Origin of the sequence: Flavobacterium zhairuonense, assembly GCF_004352915.1 — a bacterium.
In the GTDB taxonomy this organism is placed as follows: Bacteria; Bacteroidota; Bacteroidia; order Flavobacteriales; family Flavobacteriaceae; genus Flavobacterium; species Flavobacterium zhairuonense.
This window is the reverse complement of sequence record NZ_SJSY01000069.1, coordinates 221,378-238,755: the sequence shown is the minus strand read 5'-3', so window position 1 is coordinate 238,755 and position 17,378 is coordinate 221,378. Positions and strand designations below refer to the sequence as shown.

Sequence of the window (17,378 nt, the reverse complement as noted above, 5' to 3'; positions counted from 1 at the left end):
AACTGAAAAAACTTCTGAAACCAAAAAACATGAACACGAAACGCTTACGTCAAAAGACAGTTTAAAATTAGTAAATCATCATATTGAAGTAAAAGGCGAGGTTGAATTTCCGTTGCAACTAACAGTTGATTCTCTTAAAAAAATGAAAGTTGTTACAATTGACAATTTAAAAATCACGGGGAAAAACGGCGAAATCAAACGAGAAGTTAAAGCTTGTAAAGGTGTTCTTTTGAAAGACATTTTAGAAAAAGCAAAAATCAAACAAGAAGATCATAAAGACCGAAATTTTTATATTGTTGCAAGAGCTTCAGATGATTACAAAGCAACTTATTCTTGGGCTGAAATTTTCAATAATCCAACAGGAGATAATGCTTTTATTCTTTTTGAAGAAAACGGAAAACCGGTTAAAAACGGCGAAATGATTGCAATTTGCAAAAACGATATCAGAACGGGACCAAGACATGTTTACTGGCTGAAAAGTATAGAAGTTTATAAAGTCAACTAAGGTTCTGAGATTCTAAGTTGCTAAGTTTTTTTTCTTTTTTGGGCGCTGAAACGCTACGTTATTTTTTTGCTCGCAAAGTCGCAGAGTCGCAAAGTTTTAATATTGATTGAAAAAAAACTTTGCGACTCTGCGACTTTGCGAGATTAAAACAACTTTATTTAGAAACTTTGCTTAAAACTTAGCGCACTTTGCAGTTAAACATCTTTTTTATTCAATATCTAATTGTACTTTTATAGTATAAAAGTTCGTTAATAACTTTAAATAAAGAAATACTTTATTATTTTTACCACATAATTAAGCAAACTATGAGTTCTAACTTTGATAAATTTCAAAAACGCAGGTTAATTTCCTCTTATTTTTCGGTAGTATTAAGTGTATTCTTGGTTTTATTCCTTTTAGGAGTACTAGGATTATTTATTATTAATTCAAGAAAACTAGCCAACGATTTTAAAGAAAAAATTGCGATGACGGTTTTCTTCAAAAATGAAGCAAATGACAGCGTTATCAAAGCGTTTAATACCGAACTAAAAAGAGCGCCTTTTGCAAAATCTTTTGTTTATGTAACCAAAGAAAAAGCAGCAAAAGAACATACTGATATTATTGGAGAAGATTTCCTTACTTTCTTAGGCGAAAATCCATTATTGAACTCGTATGACATTCACTTAAAAGCTGATTATGTTGAAAGAGACAGCATTTCTAAAATTGAAAGCAAATTGCGTCAAAATACAATGATCGAAGATATTGTTTATGACAAACAATTGATAAATCTTGTAAATGACAACATCAAAAAAGTAAGTATGTGGATTTTAATTATCAGCGGTTTCCTTGCTGTAATTGCAGTTTTATTAATCAACAGCTCACTACGTCTCTCTATACATTCGAATCGTTTTATTATCAAAACCATGCAAATGGTGGGCGCTACAAAAGCCTTTATTCGTAAACCTTTTGTAATGCGTAGTGTAAAATTAGGAATGTTGGGTGCCATTTTAGCAATTATTGCATTGATTGCACTATTAATTTATGTAGAAACGAATTTCCCTGGTTTAGGAATTTTAGAAGACAAAGCATTAATCGGATTGGTTTTAATCGCTGTTTTCGGATTTGGAGTTTTGATTACTTGGGTAAGCACGCATTTTGCCACACAGCGTTTCTTGAATTTAAGAACTGACGATCTTTACTAATTTTAGATTGTAGACTTTAGATTTTAGATTAAAAAACTCCGTCATCCAAAACCCTGGGATGTATAGACTAAAAAAACAAAAAAGATGAAAAACAATATTAAAGAAGAAAAACAAGATAACCACGAATTCCTTTTTGACAGCATTAACTACAAAATTTTATTGATTGGAATCGCTGTTATTGCATTAGGCTTTATCCTAATGTCTGGCGGAGGAAGCACGGATCCAAATGTTTTCAACGAAGATATTTTCAGTTTTAGACGTATCCGTTTAGCGCCAACAACGGTTTTAATCGGTTTTGGGATCACGATTTATTCTATTTTCAAAAAATCTAAATAATTTATAGACTTAAAGATTTTAATTTTCTGAGCGTAGCGAAAGAAACAATCTAAAATCTGAAATCTAAAATCTAAAATTCTAAATGAATACATTACAAGCTATCGTTCTTGCTATTATTGAAGGAATCACAGAATTTTTGCCTGTTTCTTCTACAGGCCACATGATTATTGCTTCCTCTTTTTTTGGAATCGCACACGAAGATTTCACCAAACTTTTTACTATTGTGATTCAGCTTGGCGCGATACTTTCAGTAGTCGTTTTGTATTTCAAACGATTCTTTCAAACACTTGATTTTTACTTTAAACTTTTAGTCGCTTTTATCCCTGCAGTTGTTTTAGGATTATTATTAAGCGATTTTATTGATGGATTGCTAGAAAACCCAGTAACAGTTGCAGTCTCACTTTTATTGGGAGGAATTATTTTATTGAAAGTTGACGAATGGTTCAACAAGCCAAATGATCCAGAAGTTTCAACTGAAATCACTTATGCAAAAGCACTGAAAATTGGATTATTCCAATGTCTGGCTATGATTCCTGGAGTTTCACGAAGCGGCGCAAGTATCGTTGGAGGTATGTCTCAAAAATTAACTAGAACTTCAGCTGCTGAATTTTCGTTTTTCTTAGCGGTTCCAACTATGTTGGGTGCAACTGCAAAAAAATGTTATGATTACTACAAAGCAGGATTTGAATTGTCTCATGACCAAGTAAACATGTTAGTTATAGGAAACATTGTTGCTTTTGCTGTAGCACTTTTAGCAATCAAAACTTTCATCGGATTCTTGACTAAAAACGGATTCAAAGTTTTTGGTTATTACCGAATCCTTGCTGGAATTGCCTTATTGATAATTCACTTTTTCATTCACCCGCTTACGATTATATAATGACACCTGAAGAATATTTAAACGGACAAGTTTTATTGATTGACAAACCATTAAAATGGAGTTCGTTTCAAGCTGTCAATAAATTAAAATACCTTTTAATTAATAAAGTTGGACTTCCTAAAAAGTTCAAAATTGGTCACGCAGGAACTTTAGATCCTTTAGCGACTGGACTTTTATTAATTTGTACAGGAAAATTCACTAAAAAGATTTCTGAACTTCAAGGCCAGGCAAAAGAATATACGGGAACATTTTATATTGGAGCCACTACTCCATCATACGATTTAGAAACCGAAATCGATCAGACTTTCCCAACAGATCATATCAATGAAGCCTTGATTCATGAAACTGTAAAACAATTTTTAGGTGAGATTGATCAAAAACCACCTATTTTCTCGGCAATCAAAAAAGATGGCGTTCGCTTGTACGAACACGCTCGTGCAGGAGAATCTATAGAAATTGAAAGCAGAAAAACTACAATTCACGAATTTGAAATTACTAGAATTGAACTACCAGAAATAGATTTTAGAGTTGTTTGCTCAAAAGGAACCTACATTCGTTCTCTAGCTTACGATTTTGGAAAAGCAATGAATTCCGGTTCGCATTTAACAGTTTTACGCCGTACTAAAATTGGTGATTACGATGTAAAAAATGCGATTGACATTACGTTGTTTGAAGAGAGCCTAAAATAAAAGTAAAATGCATAAAAAAGCACATTACAAAATGATCGTAATGTGCCAAGCTCGTAAATCAAAGTATAGTTATTCCATACTCATTCCCTCTGAGTTAATAGTGAGGCACATTTTTCCCTCCAAATAAAAATTGTGAAAAGAAATCATAAAATCTTTCGAATAACTTTCTCATAATAGTGATTTTTTAATAGTTGAACATTAAATAAACACCAATAAAAAGAGTAAATCAGAAAATTAATAATAGAAGTGGGATAGTTTCACTAAGATACAAAATTTTAAATTAAATAAAAATTTTAAGCACTTTATTTAACATCTTATTTAGTTTATTATCAACACGTTATCAACAACTATTTTAATGAGTACTTTCCAAAAAAACTATTATAAGCGGTTATATTTGATATTTTCCATAATCTCGACAAGCTCTTCCTGAACTGAGATTCCTTTATCTGCCAAGTACCATAATTGCAAGTCGGTTTTGATTTTTTCATCAATTGGCCCAACTTCTCTTTTGTGTTTTGTCATTAATTCAGTTGCGCCTTTTGGTCTTGGCCCCCAATCAGCACGAACGATTCCGGCTTCTTTACAAATTACAATTACTTTTGGAATTGCTCTTCCGCCATTTGTCAAATATTGGTTCATCAAATCGTCGTTTTCATCACGAAAAACAATTCTCAGATCTATTTTTTTATCCGAAGCCAATACCATTTTGTTTAAGATTGGAAGAATTTGAGCCGCATCGCCACACCAACCTTCAGAAATTACCAGCCAGATATAATGATTATCCAAATGTTGTAGTTTTGATTTTATATTTTCAGAAATCTCAATCGTCTTTTCTAGTCGATTCATTCGGGCTTCATTCAATTTTGAATAATTCGTCAAACTGTCAGATTGCTCGTTTCCAGTTGATTTTCCTTCAGATAATAAATCGGTTACTATTTTTCGATATTCAATATAAGAGTGGCTATTGAACAACGCTTTGGCGACAATGCTTTTCATAGATAATTATTTTGCTTAGCATAAATTTACGGATTTTCTCTAGACCGAGATATGACTTTTATCAGATTTGATATAAAAAGCCTATAAAATTCTTTATAAATTTAAATTTAGTGTCCAATTATTTTTTTGTAAACATTATTTCTAAAAATCAGAATATGTCTATATTTGCACAAATTAACGCAACACAAACATGAAATATAAAAGAATTCTTCTGAAACTTAGCGGCGAGGCCTTAATGGGTGATTTACAATACGGAATTGACCCGAAAAGATTAGGCGAATATGCAGATGAAATCAAGCAAATTCACGACAAAGGAGTAGAAATTGCGATTGTTATTGGAGGAGGAAATATTTTTAGAGGCGTTGCTGGAGCAAGTTCAGGAATGGACAGAGTGCAAGGTGATTACATGGGAATGCTTGCAACTGTTATCAACGGAATGGCTTTGCAAGGCGCACTTGAAGACAAAGGAATGAAAACGCGTTTGCAGACTGCTTTGAAAATGGAATCTATTGCAGAACCATATATTAAAAGAAGAGCTGACCGTCACCTTGAAAAAGGAAGAATCGTAATTTTTGGTGCTGGAACTGGAAATCCATATTTTACAACAGATACTGCAGCAGTTTTAAGAGGAATCGAGATCAATGCTGATGTTATCCTAAAAGGAACACGTGTTGACGGAGTTTACGATTCTGATCCAGAAAAAAATGCTTCGGCTGTAAAATTTGATTTCATTTCGTTTGACGATGTACTTAAAAAAGGATTAAATGTAATGGATACTACTGCTTTTACATTAAGCCAGGAAAACAAATTGCCAATCGTTGTTTTTGATATGAACAAAATTGGAAACCTTTTGAAAATCTGCGAAGGCGAAAATATCGGAACTGTCGTAAATATATAGTCATCAGTAACAGTTTACAGTCGCACTATAGGACTTTAACTGAAAGCTGAGAATGAAAACTGAAAACTAAAAAAAATGAGTGAAGAAATAGATTTCATATTAGAAAGTACAGAAGAATCAATGAATGGTTCTATTGCGCATTTAGAAAAAGAATTTCTAAATATTCGTGCAGGAAAAGCTTCTCCAGCAATGCTTGGAGGTGTTTTTGTTGATTACTACGGAGCTGCTACACCACTTTCTCAAGTATCTAAAATCAGTGTTCCAGATGCTAGAACCATTACTTTGCAACCGTTTGAAAAAAACATGCTATCAGTAATTGAAAAAGCGATCTTGGTTGCTAACATTGGTTTCAATCCAATGAACAATGGAGATGTCATCATCATCAGCGTACCGCCTTTGACAGAAGAGCGTCGTCGTGATTTGGCAAAACAAGCAAAATCTGAGGCTGAAGATGCTAAAATTGGTATCCGTAATTCTCGCAAAGATGCCAACACTGACATCAAAAAATTAGAAAAAGAAGGAACTTCTGAAGATATCTGCAAATCTGCTGAAGAAGAAGTTCAAAACTTAACAAATGCTTACACAAAAAAAATTGATGAGTTATTGGCTGCAAAAGAAGCCGAAATCATGAAAGTGTAATTATATTTGACACAAAATAAAAAAATCCGTCTGGTGTAATCTTGCCAAACGGATTTTTTTATTCTTATTTTGCATACCAAAATTAAAATCTTTTCGTTTTTGAAACTATAACACCTGTATGAAGCTATTTTGTTTATTGACTTTGTTTTTTACGCTTACTATTCAAGCGCAATTTCAAATAAACGGAATTGTTACTGATCCACATAACAAACCGCTTCCTTTTGCAACCATCACTACTGCAGACAACAACAATACCATTACAGATGTTGACGGAAAATTTGAACTTAAAATCAATTCGAAAACTACCACTATTGCCGTTTCTTACATTGGCTTTCAAACAAAACTAGTTCCAATTATAGACAAGAAAAAGTTCTATTCGATTTTACTTTCACAAAAAACAGATGATTTAAAAGAGGTCGTTGTTTCAAATGAAAATCCTGCTTTAGCCATCATAAAAAAGGTTATTGCAAACAAGAACAAAAACAATCCGCAGAAAAAATTAAGCAGTTTTGAATACAAAACATACAACAAACTTATTGTTACGGCAAATCCAGATTCAATCGACGGCCGAATTGATTCTTCTGCAGCTTACAAAGACTTCAATAAAAAAGAAATCAACATTGATTCTTCCGACTACAAGTTTAAAGAAATCATCACCAAACAACACTTATTTCAAACGGAGAAAGTTTCGCAATACCAATTTGGAAACAACAAATTAAAAGAAACCATTCTCGGAACAAAAATGGCGGGTTTTAAACAGCCTGTTTACGAAATCATTGCTTTCAACTTGCAATCTATTTCGATTTATGATTCGAAATATGAATTATTTGAGACCAAACATCAAAGCCCAATTGCTGACAATGCTTTTTCTGATTACAATTACAAGCTCTTAGATACTGTACCAATCAAAGGTCGCAATACCTTTATGATTTACTTTAAAAACAAAAAGCGAAAAACAAATGCCCTAGAAGGTGTTTTGTATATCGATCAGGAAAATTTTGCTGTCGCAAAAGCCGTAATGCGCATAAAAGCCGTTTTAGATATTAGTGGCATACATGAATTTGAATATGTTCCTGAAGAAAAAATTTGGTTTCAAAGCAATACTACTTTCAAAATTGTAAAAGGGAAGAATGATGATGACATTAAAATCTTAGGTGGAACAATTCAATTTGACGGCGATGTTGAAGAAAATTATGAGCCGAGAAAAAAAGTGGCTTCAGATTTTACGTATCTACTTTCTGAAAGCAATAATTTCGACATTCACTACAATACAAATTCTTCCATAAAAAACCCTTCTCTTTACATTGAAATTAAAGATGATGCAAACAAGCAACCCGAAGAATTTTGGAACAAATACCGCAAGGAAAGTTTAGATCTAAAAGGCCAAAGAACTTATCAATTAATAGACAGCTTATCGCTAAGCAAAAGGATTGAAAAACGTCTTGGTTTAGGTCGAAAAATAATAAACGGTTATCTTCCAATCGGTCCTATTGATTTGGATTTGAAAAAAATCATCAGTTATAATAACTATGAAGGTTTCCGTTTAGGTCTTGGTGGCGTTACTAATGATCGCTTTTCTAAACATTTCAGAATTGAAGGTTATGGCGCATACGGAACAAAAGACGGTGTTTTCAAATACAATATTGGTTCTGGAGTTTTATTGGACAAAAACACTAACACTTGGATAAACGGATCGTACACAGATGATGTCCGCGAAATTGCGAGCACCGTTTTTGCGGTCGATAAACGTGTTTTCAAGATTTATGATCCAAGGCCAATCAACATTAGCACTTTTTATAAATACATTGCTTGGAAGGCGAATGTTCAAACCAAAATTATTCCGAAAACAGAAGCTGTTTTTGAATTAGCAAGAACGTATGTGGAGCCAAAATTTGATTATCTTTTTAATTATAACGGAAAATTGTATTCGAATTATATCATGACAACCGCTATGGCTTCAATTGTTTGGGCGCCATTCAGCGAATTCATGCAGACTCCGACAGGAAGAACAGAAACGGATAAAAGATTTCCTAGATTTACTTTTCAGTTCACACAATCGTTGCCAAATGTTTTGGAGAATGATTTCACATTCAGCAAAATAGATTTCAAGACAGAATACGAAAAAAAATATCTTAATGGGCAAAAAACTAGTTTGCTGTTGCAAGGAGGTTACGCAATGGGCGATGTTCCAATTACGCATCTATACAACACAATGCCCAACAATCTTACTAAAGAAACCGTGATTCAGCGTATTACTTTTGCCGGAAGAAACAGTTTTGAAACCATGTATTTTAATGAGTTTTTCTCAAGCCAATATGTGTTTTTCCAGATAAAACATGGTTTTGACCGAATTAAAATCATGAAAAAAGTTCGTCCTTCATTGGTTTTAGTTACCAGAATGGCTTGGGGAAATATGGAAAAACCTGAACAGCATGTTGGACCTGATTATAAGACTTTAGACAAAGGTTATTTTGAATCTGGAATTGAGTTAAACCGAATTTTCAAAGGTTTTGGTTTAGGCGGATTTTATCGTTACGGACCAAATCAATTACTAAAGTTTGAAGATAATATTGCGGTTAAGATTTCCTATGTTATTGACTTGGGATTGTAATTGAATTTCAATTGTGGCGACTTTAACCGTAAAGTTCGCAAAAGTTTTTACGCAAAGATCACAAAACTTTACCTTAAAAACTATTTGCTGAAATAAGAACGCAAAAGATCTTCATGCATTTTTGTCATTCCGAAGAACGAGAAATCTTCGCAAGTAGCTCGACACAGATTGGCGATTTTGATTGTAGAGTTTCTTGTGGAGATTCCTCGTTCCTCGGAATGACAAACTATACGCAAACCGATAAGCTTAGAAAAAAAACCCCAAACTCCAATCAATTTGGAATTTGGGATTTTTTTATTGGAATTTCAAAAAAACTATGGTTTAAGAATCAAAACAGAAGGTGTATTATTCAACCAAGTACTTTGAGATTCTATTAATTTTTTCCAGCTGTCCAAACTGATAATCATTAAGTTTTGAGTTTCTAAAAATTCTTTTTTGATTGTTCTGTCGTGCATAATCATAATATGATTTGGTGCAATTTGTTCGATTGAACGAATCGTTTCTTGAATATCGCGCGTGTTTTTCACTTCTCCGCTAGCATCAAGAACTGTAATCTGCGAACCATTATTGTTGATTAATTTTTTCGCATATTCAATAAGAAAAGCATCTTCTTTAGTAAAAACCGGCATAAAAACCTGATTAACTTCTTCTAAATCCTTATCAATAAAAATACCGACTGGCATTTTGCTTTTCGCAATAATATGACGTGTTCTTTCATCAAAAGGAGAATTTTCAAACAAGCCCTCTTTTCCGGTAAATTTATCAATCAATCGGTCTGGATTTACAATTCGGGTTGTAAAACCGAGAATTTTCCCAAGCAAAGTCCCTTCAAAAATAGATTGTCCTAAACCAACCAGCAATAAATCATATTCGCCTTGATTAGCCGTATCAATAATATCAGCGTCAATATCATTTGTTACTTTAAAAATACTCAGCATATTTTGATTCAGTTGTTTTGATTCCTCAATAACAGGAACCAACATTTTTCGCTCATGATCTTTAACATCAAATGAATGTATTTCTGTACTCAAAGACAAATGCATCGCGGTTACAATCGAATTATCGCCTTGCTTCTTCACCAAGCTGTTGGCAATTTTAAGCAATTTTTTTCCTCTTTCTGGAGTTGCAAAAGAAAGCAAAATCTTGTATTTGCTTTTAACTCCAATTTCTTCAGGAACTGCTGTAACTTTATCTTTAAAAACAAAATTTATGAAGTCTAACGCGGGACCAGTCATAAAGGTTGTAACCAAAGCCATGATGACCATCATTGTAAAAATCTCTGTAGATAAAACTCCTAGATCATAACCAATATTCAAAACAACCAATTCCATCAATCCGCGAGTATTCATCAAAGCACCAATTGCCAAACTGTCTTTCCATTTTTGCCCTACGAATTTTGCTGCCAAAGCACTTCCGAAAAACTTCCCTACAACGGCTACAACAATAATCAATCCGGTGATTTTCCATAATTCAGGATCATTCAACAATCCGATTTGTGTACGCAGTCCTGTAAATACGAAAAACAATGGTAAAAGAACGATAATCGAAACATCTTCGACTTTTTCGATAAAAATGTTTCTGAATTTGTTGTTTTCTGGCATAATCGCACCAGCTAAAAACGCACCGAATAAGGCATGAATTCCAATTAATTCTGCTGCATACGCAGAAAATAAAAGTGTCAAAAAGAAAATTGCAACAACTGGCTTATTTAAACTTTCGCGAGTTGAATTCAAATCACCAACTCGTTTCAAAAACGGGCGAACAATTTTCAGCATGATTATCACATATAAAATTGCCAAACCAATTACATATAATGAACTTGTTAATGAACCCGCTTTTACGATTGCAATTACAACTGCCAAAATGCACCAAGCCGTAATATCGTCTGCAGCGGCGCAAGTAATGGCGATGGTTCCCAATTTGGTTTTTTGAAGGCCTCGCTCCTGCACGATTCTCGCCAGAACCGGAAATGCCGTAATACTCATAGCAATTCCCATAAATAATCCGAACGAAGAAAAAGCCACTCCTTCAGGCGCAAAAGTTCCATAAATAAAGTAAGCCAAAACCAATCCTAAAGCAAACGGAATAACAATACTGGCGTGGCTAATTACAACAGCATCATGTGCCTTATTTTTCAGCACTTTCAAATCCAATTCCATTCCGATCACAAACATGAAAAGAATCAAACCGATTTGACTTAAAAACTGAAGATTTCCTAAGGACTCTTTTGGAAACAAAGCTGCTGAAAACTCTGGAAAATACATTCCTACCAAAGATGGCCCAAGAACAATCCCTGCAATCATTTCTCCTATTACAGATGGCTGTCCGATTTTTCTAAAAAACCAGCCAAACAAACGTGCAACTAAAATAATCGTAACAATCTGAGCTAATAAAATGGCAAGAGGATGCTGGAGGTTTTCAACCATTGAATGCAGAAAGTCATTCCAATGATTACTTTCGATTTTTTTTTCAATTACATTTCGACCTTCTTCAAGAGACGCGCCTTCCGAAATGATCCAATAAATCAAAGTTGTAAAACCGCCAATAACTGTAATGTAAAAAAGAGAGTTTTTAAAGTTATTCATAACCTAATTCTTTAAAATTATGAAACAAATATCAGAAGTCCATTTTACGTGAAAAAGCAATTTTGCAGCTAATTTTTAATGTATGTAATAAGTCTGCAAAACTTTGTAATAAGTTATAATTTGACTTTTTTCAAAAAGTCAGCGCGATAGGTTTCACTCAAAATCGAAGTTGCATTTTTATTGTTTTCTTCCAAATGATACAACACAATTTCGTTGTGATTAAAAAATTTTATTGCTTTTACGGCAATGATTTCCTTTTTGTTCACTCGGCAAAAATCAGCTTCCGGCAATTCTTTTAAAAGCGTATCAAATTTAATGTTTTTCAGATTCAGAAAACTGCCATCTGTCAACAAAACCGTTTTATCCCGACTGTCACCAAGAGCCGTTTTTATATATTGAATTTGATTAAAATACAGTAACGTTTTGCCTTTGTCAGTATTTAATTGAATAAATTTCTTTTTAGATTCTGGTTTGTCGAAACGTTCAATTGCTTTCGAAATCGCTTTTTGAAGACGCTCTAATTTTACGGGTTTTGTGATATAATCTACGGCATCAATATTAAAAGCATCAGCTGCATATTCTTTGTAAGCAGTACAAAAAATCACCAATTTATCCTGGAGTATTTCGGCCAAATGCAACCCATCGATTCCTGGCATTTCGATATCCGAAATCAGCAGATCAAAATCAAGATCGGCAATATCAGACAAAAGCTTTTCGGGATTATTATATGTTTTTACGATTTCCAGATCTGGAATTTGTTCGCAAAGCATTTTCAAGTACGTCAATCCCGGAAGTTCATCGTCCAGAAGCAAGCATTTCAGTTTTGTATCCAAGTAAATCTATTTTTAAATGAGCAATATAAACATCATTTTCTACAAACTTGTCGAGTTTGAAATTATTCTTGTAGATAATCCTTAAACGATGTTCGAGAGTCGCATGGCCAAAACCGCTTCTTTCCTTTTTCATTACTTTTTTATCAGAGATTTTATTGGAAACCGTCATAAAAAAAGCATTGTCTTTAAACTCAAAAACAACCGAAATAAAAGCATCTGCACTTTGCAAATCGGCATGTTTAAAGGCGTTTTCAATTAAATCAATCGAAATTAGTGGCGCTAATAAAGGCTGATCAAACAATTTATCTTCTTTATTAATATTCGTTTTAATTTTCAATTCAAAAAGCGGGCTGATCTTTATTTTATTGATTTCGATCAAATTCAGTGCAAAATCAATTTCTTCTTTCGCAGTAACAAATTTCTTTTTGCTTTCGTATAAAATATAATCGAGCACATTTGCCAATTTATCTAAAGCGAAATAAGTCTGATAAGCATGTGATTGAATCGAATTCAAAATATTCTTAAACAAATGCGGATTCAGTTTTGACTCTAAAGTTTCTAACTGCAAGTCATTTACTTTTACTTCGAGCGCATAAAAACTTTTTTCGGCATCATCTTTTGCTTTTTTAGCCTGCATCAACAAATAAATCATAAAACAAATTATGATCACAAGCAATAACAGAATCGCTAAAAAGATAAAAGTTGTAGTATTGTTTTCCTGCATTTTATCAGTTAAAGTTTAAAAGTTAATTTTTTATGAATAACCCAAAAATTAGATTTTCACTACAAATATGAGAAAAGCTAATGATTAAACAGTAAAAAACAAGAAAATTAGCACAATCAAAAAACTTGCAAAATTGTGTTAACATTGCGTAAAATACAATCGATTGTTTATGATTTTGAGGCATTTTCACTACATTTGCAACCATTTTTAAAGAATTTATGAAAAACGCTATTCAAGTTGGGTTCTGGGAGAAATTGGCCCGAATTATACTTAAAAACAGAATAACAATTCTGATTTTGCTTTCTGCATTGACCATTTTTCTTGGTTTTCAGTGGAAAAACCTTTCTATGACTTATACCGAAGCAAACTTGCTTCCAAAAGATCATATTGCCAATAAAGATTATCAAAAATTCTTGGACAAATTTGGTGAAGAAGGAAATCTAGTTGTTATTGGTTTTCAAGATAAAAACTTTTTTACTCCAAAAAACTACGCCGCTTGGAACGAATTGATGACAGGCTTAAAAAAATCAAAAGAAGTTGATTTAGTTGTTTCATTGAATGATTTGAAAAAACTTGAAAAAGATACGATTAACGAAAAATTCGTTTTAAGTCCGTTTATTGACCAAACCAAAGCATTAGATCCTGCTTACTTGAAGAGTATTCAGTATGATCTGTTTCATAATTTGCCTTTTTACGAAGGATTATTATTCAACAAAGAAAGCGGCAGTGTACGTTCGGCAATTTACATCAACAAGGCATTAGTTAATACTCCGGAAAGAAAGACTTTTATCCTTGAAAATTTAGTTCCGAAAATCACAAAATTCGAAAAAACGACCGGAATTGACTTAAAAGTTTCAGGAATGCCTTATATCCGAACCATCAATGCTGATGATATGAAAGGCGAAATCGGATTATTTATTGGAGCAGCTTTATTGACCGTTTCTTTGATTTTCTTCTTCTTTTTCCGTTCGTTCAGAGCGACTTTTATTTCGATTTGCATTTTAATTGTCGGCGTAATTTGGTCTTTCGGAACACTTGGATTATTTGGCTATAAAATCACAATTTTAACCGCAATCATTCCACCGCTGATTATTGTAATCGGAATTACGAATTGTATTTTCTTGATCAACAAATATCAGCAGGAAATCAAATTGCATAACAATCAGGCAAAAGCATTACAACGTGTAATTTCTAAAATTGGAGTTTCAACTTTAATGACGAATTTGACAACGGCAATTGGTTTTGCAACGTTTATGATTACCGGAAACGATTTGCTTTTTGAATTTGGATTAGTAACTTCAATCAATGTGATTTCTGTTTATTTATTGACACTTTTTATTGTGCCAATCATTTACAGCTTCATGCCGCTTCCAAAAGAAAAGCATTTATATCACTTGACTAAAACCTATATTTCGACTTTATTAAATGTTGTTGAGAATTTGGTTAAATCAAAACGTAAAATCGTTTATATCGTTTATGGTCTGCTTTTGGTTTTCAGTGTAATTGGTGTTGCTCAAATGAAAGTTTCAGGAAGTTTGATTGGCGAAATGCCGAAAAGCGCTTCTTTCTTTAAAGATATTTTATTTTACGAAAAAGAGTTCAACGGTGTAATGCCATTGGAAATCATGATTGACACCAAAAAGAAAAAAGGTGTCATGAAAGCTTCGACGATTCGTAAAATGGACGAATTGCAAAATACAATTGCAGAAATTCCAGAATTAGCAAAGCCAGTTTCGATTGTGAATTTGGTTAAATATTCAAAACAGGCTTTTTATAACGGAAACCCAGAATATTACCAGTTACCAACTTCGCAAGAGCAAGCTTTTATTTTGAGTTATGCTAAAAATGCGACGAAAAACAGCAAAGAAAACCTAATGAAAGCGTATGTTGATTCAACTGGACAATATGCCCGAATCACGACTTTCATGAAAGATATTGGAACGGACGAAATGGCAAAAGTAGAGAAAAAGCTAAACTCAAAAATTGCCGAGATTTTCCCGAAAGACCGTTACGAAGTTACCGTTACCGGAAAAGCATTGGTTTTCCAGAAAGGAACTTCGTATTTAGTTGATAATTTAATCGAATCGTTGATTTTTGCGATTGCAGTTATTGCAATATTGATGCTGTATTTATTCCGTTCGTTCAAAATGGTAATGGCATCTGTAATTACAAATATTTTACCGCTTTGCATTACTTCTGGATTAATGGGTTATTTCGGAATTCCGTTAAAACCTTCGACTATTTTAGTATTTAGTATTGCGTTTGGAATTTCAGTAGACAATGCGATTCAGTTTATGGCGAAATACAAACATGATTTAATTCAAAGTGGCGGAAAAGTGAAGAAATCGGTTTTCAGTGCTTTAAGAGAAACTGGAATTAGTACTTTCTATACCTCGGTAGTTTTGATCTTAGGTTTTGCAACTTTTACATTGTCAAGTTTTAGCGGAACTATTGCTTTGGGAGGATTGATTTCTTGTACTTTGGCTTTTGCAATGTTTGCGAATTTGGTTGTATTGCCTTCGCTAGTTTTGACTTTTGAGAAGAAGAAAACTAAGAAAGAGGAATTGGAGAATTTGGACAAATAAGGTTTGTTTGCCACGAATTTGCTTCGCCTGTTCGCTATCGCTCGAGTCACGAATTGACGCGAATTCAAAATAATAGACCTTTGTCAAAGTTTAAAACTTTGACAAAGGTTTGCACAAAGTTTGTCATTCCGAGGAACGAGGAATCACACTCGAAACTCGACAAAGATTGGCGAATTTCTTTGCGGAATTACTAGTGTGATTCCTCGTTCCTCGGAATGACAAAAAGAAAAACAATTCGGTTCTCCTGAAACCGAGTGCCCTAGCCCCGATAGTAGCGGCATCCTTTATGTTTTTTCTTTAAAAACATAAAGATATAGCGGATAGCGGGAAACAGCTTCAAAAATTAATTATTATCGATTATATTTGCAGTTGTTCAAAATGAATATTATTTAATATCAATTATATATAAAAATGAGACACACAAAGGTTAAAGACTTATTAAACAGTACGACGACGCTACAGGAAGTGAATGCAAAAGGATGGGTGAGAACTTTTAGAAATAATCAGTTCATCGCGCTTAATGACGGTTCTACAATTAATAATATTCAATGTGTTGTTGATTTTGAAAATACACCAGAAGAAACTTTAAAAAGAATCACAACTGGAGCTGCGGTTTCTGTAATTGGAACTTTGGTTGAAAGTAAAGGTGCGGGCCAGAAATATGAAATTCAAGTGAACAAACTTGAAATTCTTGGAGATTCTGATGCGGAGAAATTCCCAATGCAGCCTAAAAAACACTCTTTAGAATTTTTACGTGAAAACGCTCACTTGCGTGTACGTACAAATGCTTTTGGTGCGATTATGCGTGTGCGTTCGGTTTTATCTTATGCAGTTCACAGCTATTTTCAGCAAAAAGGTTTCGTATATGTAAACACGCCAATTATTACCGGAGCTGATGCCGAAGGTGCCGGAGAAATGTTCCAAGTTACTTCGTTGCCATTGGATAATCTTCCAAAAAACGAAGAAGGAAACATTGATTTCAAAAAAGATTTCTTTGGAAAACATACCAACTTGACCGTTTCTGGACAATTAGAAGGTGAAACTTTCGCAATGGCTTTGGGTCAGATTTATACTTTTGGACCAACGTTTAGAGCTGAGAATTCAAACACTTCTCGCCACTTGGCAGAATTCTGGATGATCGAGCCTGAAGTTGCTTTCAATGACCTTGATGACAACATGGATTTGGCTGAAGATTTTATTCAATATGTGATTAAATATGCTTTAGACAATTGTCAAGATGATTTGAAATTCTTAGAAGGAAGACTTTTGGAAGAAGAAAAATCTAAACCTCAGGCGGAAAGAAGCGAAATGGCGTTGTTAGAGAAACTGAACTTTGTTTTAGAAAACAACTTCAAACGTGTTTCTTATACTGAGGCAATCGATATTTTAAGAGATTCAACTCCAAATAAAAAGAAGAAATTCCAATACTTAATCAACGAATGGGGTGCTGATTTACAATCAGAACACGAGCGTTTCTTGGTTGAAAAACACTTTAAATGTCCAGTAATTTTATACGATTACCCAGCAAACATCAAAGCGTTTTACATGCGTTTGAACGACAACACAGAACCAGGAAGAGAAACTGTTCGTGCAATGGACATCCTTTTCCCTGGAATTGGAGAAATCGTTGGTGGTTCTGAAAGAGAAGAACGTTACGATGTTTTGGTTGAAAAAATGGAAAAACTTGGAATTGACAAAGAAGAATTATACTGGTACTTAGACACTAGAAGATTTGGATCGGCAACTCACGCAGGTTTCGGTTTAGGATTTGAACGTTTGGTATTGTTTGTAACAGGAATGACAAACATTAGAGACGTAATTCCTTTCCCTAGAACTCCTGGTAGCGCGGAATTTTAATAGAAAGTTATGAATTATAAATTATGAGTTAAGAGTTAAATCTTAACTCATAATCATTT

The 17,378-nt window shown here is 33.6% G+C and carries 14 protein-coding genes; 10 read left to right on the top strand and 4 right to left on the bottom strand.

Annotation, left to right across the window (positions count from 1 at the left end):
• From EYY60_RS07820 to truB, 5 genes are all read left to right on the top strand, one after another.
• On the top strand, positions 1 to 505 hold a 505-nt coding region (locus tag EYY60_RS07820), incomplete at its 5' end, for a molybdopterin-dependent oxidoreductase (RefSeq protein ID WP_132988820.1).
• A 305-nt stretch (positions 506 to 810) separates the two neighbouring features.
• A complete protein-coding gene (locus EYY60_RS07815; protein ID WP_132988819.1) occupies positions 811 to 1,686 on the top strand; it encodes a cell division protein FtsX in 876 nt (291 codons plus the stop codon).
• Between the two features lie 84 nt (positions 1,687 to 1,770).
• On the top strand, positions 1,771 to 2,022 hold the full coding sequence (locus EYY60_RS07810; RefSeq protein WP_132988818.1) for a DUF3098 domain-containing protein: 252 nt from the start codon (positions 1,771 to 1,773) through the stop codon (positions 2,020 to 2,022).
• 82 nt (positions 2,023 to 2,104) lie between these two features.
• Positions 2,105 to 2,902, top strand: a complete 798-nt coding sequence (locus tag EYY60_RS07805; protein WP_132988817.1) for an undecaprenyl-diphosphate phosphatase — start codon at positions 2,105 to 2,107, stop codon at positions 2,900 to 2,902.
• Positions 2,902 to 3,591, top strand: coding sequence for a tRNA pseudouridine(55) synthase TruB (gene truB, locus EYY60_RS07800; RefSeq protein ID WP_132988816.1), 690 nt, complete (start codon positions 2,902 to 2,904; stop codon positions 3,589 to 3,591). The genes EYY60_RS07805 and truB overlap by 1 nt, the downstream gene beginning before the upstream one ends.
• A gap of 378 nt (positions 3,592 to 3,969) precedes the next feature.
• On the opposite strand, the gene EYY60_RS07795 is transcribed toward truB, so the two are convergent.
• Entirely contained in the window at positions 3,970 to 4,587 is a 618-nt protein-coding gene (locus tag EYY60_RS07795; protein WP_132988815.1) for a thioredoxin family protein, read from the bottom strand.
• Positions 4,588 to 4,777: 190 nt separating this feature from the next.
• Between EYY60_RS07795 and pyrH the strand changes: the two genes are divergently transcribed.
• The 3 genes from pyrH (at position 4,778) to EYY60_RS07780 (ending at position 8,735) form a co-directional block, all read left to right on the top strand.
• Positions 4,778 to 5,485: a UMP kinase gene (gene pyrH / locus EYY60_RS07790; RefSeq protein WP_111425130.1), complete on the top strand. Its 708-nt coding sequence runs from the start codon at positions 4,778 to 4,780 to the stop codon at positions 5,483 to 5,485.
• 75 nt (positions 5,486 to 5,560) lie between these two features.
• Positions 5,561 to 6,124, top strand: coding sequence for a ribosome recycling factor (gene frr / locus EYY60_RS07785; protein ID WP_132988814.1), 564 nt, complete (start codon positions 5,561 to 5,563; stop codon positions 6,122 to 6,124).
• A 118-nt stretch (positions 6,125 to 6,242) separates the two neighbouring features.
• Positions 6,243 to 8,735 (top strand): DUF5686 family protein, encoded by a 2,493-nt coding sequence (locus EYY60_RS07780; RefSeq protein ID WP_132988813.1) that lies wholly within the window; start codon positions 6,243 to 6,245, stop codon positions 8,733 to 8,735.
• Positions 8,736 to 9,049: 314 nt separating this feature from the next.
• Here EYY60_RS07780 and EYY60_RS07775 read toward each other — a convergent pair whose 3' ends face one another.
• The 3 genes from EYY60_RS07775 to EYY60_RS07765 all read right to left on the bottom strand — a co-directional run bounded on the left by EYY60_RS07775 (position 9,050) and on the right by EYY60_RS07765 (position 12,877).
• Positions 9,050 to 11,320, bottom strand: a complete 2,271-nt coding sequence (locus EYY60_RS07775; protein ID WP_132988812.1) for a cation:proton antiporter — start codon at positions 11,318 to 11,320, stop codon at positions 9,050 to 9,052.
• A gap of 113 nt (positions 11,321 to 11,433) precedes the next feature.
• Positions 11,434 to 12,153 carry a LytR/AlgR family response regulator transcription factor gene (locus tag EYY60_RS07770; protein ID WP_132988811.1) on the bottom strand — a complete coding sequence of 240 codons (720 nt, stop codon included), beginning with the start codon at positions 12,151 to 12,153 and terminating at the stop codon, positions 11,434 to 11,436.
• Positions 12,116 to 12,877, bottom strand: coding sequence for a sensor histidine kinase (locus EYY60_RS07765; protein WP_132988810.1), 762 nt, complete (start codon positions 12,875 to 12,877; stop codon positions 12,116 to 12,118). Before EYY60_RS07765 ends, EYY60_RS07770 begins: the two co-directional genes overlap by 38 nt.
• A 218-nt stretch (positions 12,878 to 13,095) precedes the next feature.
• On the opposite strand from EYY60_RS07765, the gene EYY60_RS07760 reads away from it, so the two are divergent.
• Complete coding sequence (locus EYY60_RS07760; protein ID WP_132988809.1) at positions 13,096 to 15,462, top strand: efflux RND transporter permease subunit; 2,367 nt, start codon at positions 13,096 to 13,098, stop codon at positions 15,460 to 15,462.
• Between the two features lie 411 nt (positions 15,463 to 15,873).
• Entirely contained in the window at positions 15,874 to 17,319 is a 1,446-nt protein-coding gene (gene asnS, locus EYY60_RS07755; protein WP_132988808.1) for an asparagine--tRNA ligase, read from the top strand.
• Positions 17,320 to 17,378: the final 59 nt, after the last annotated feature.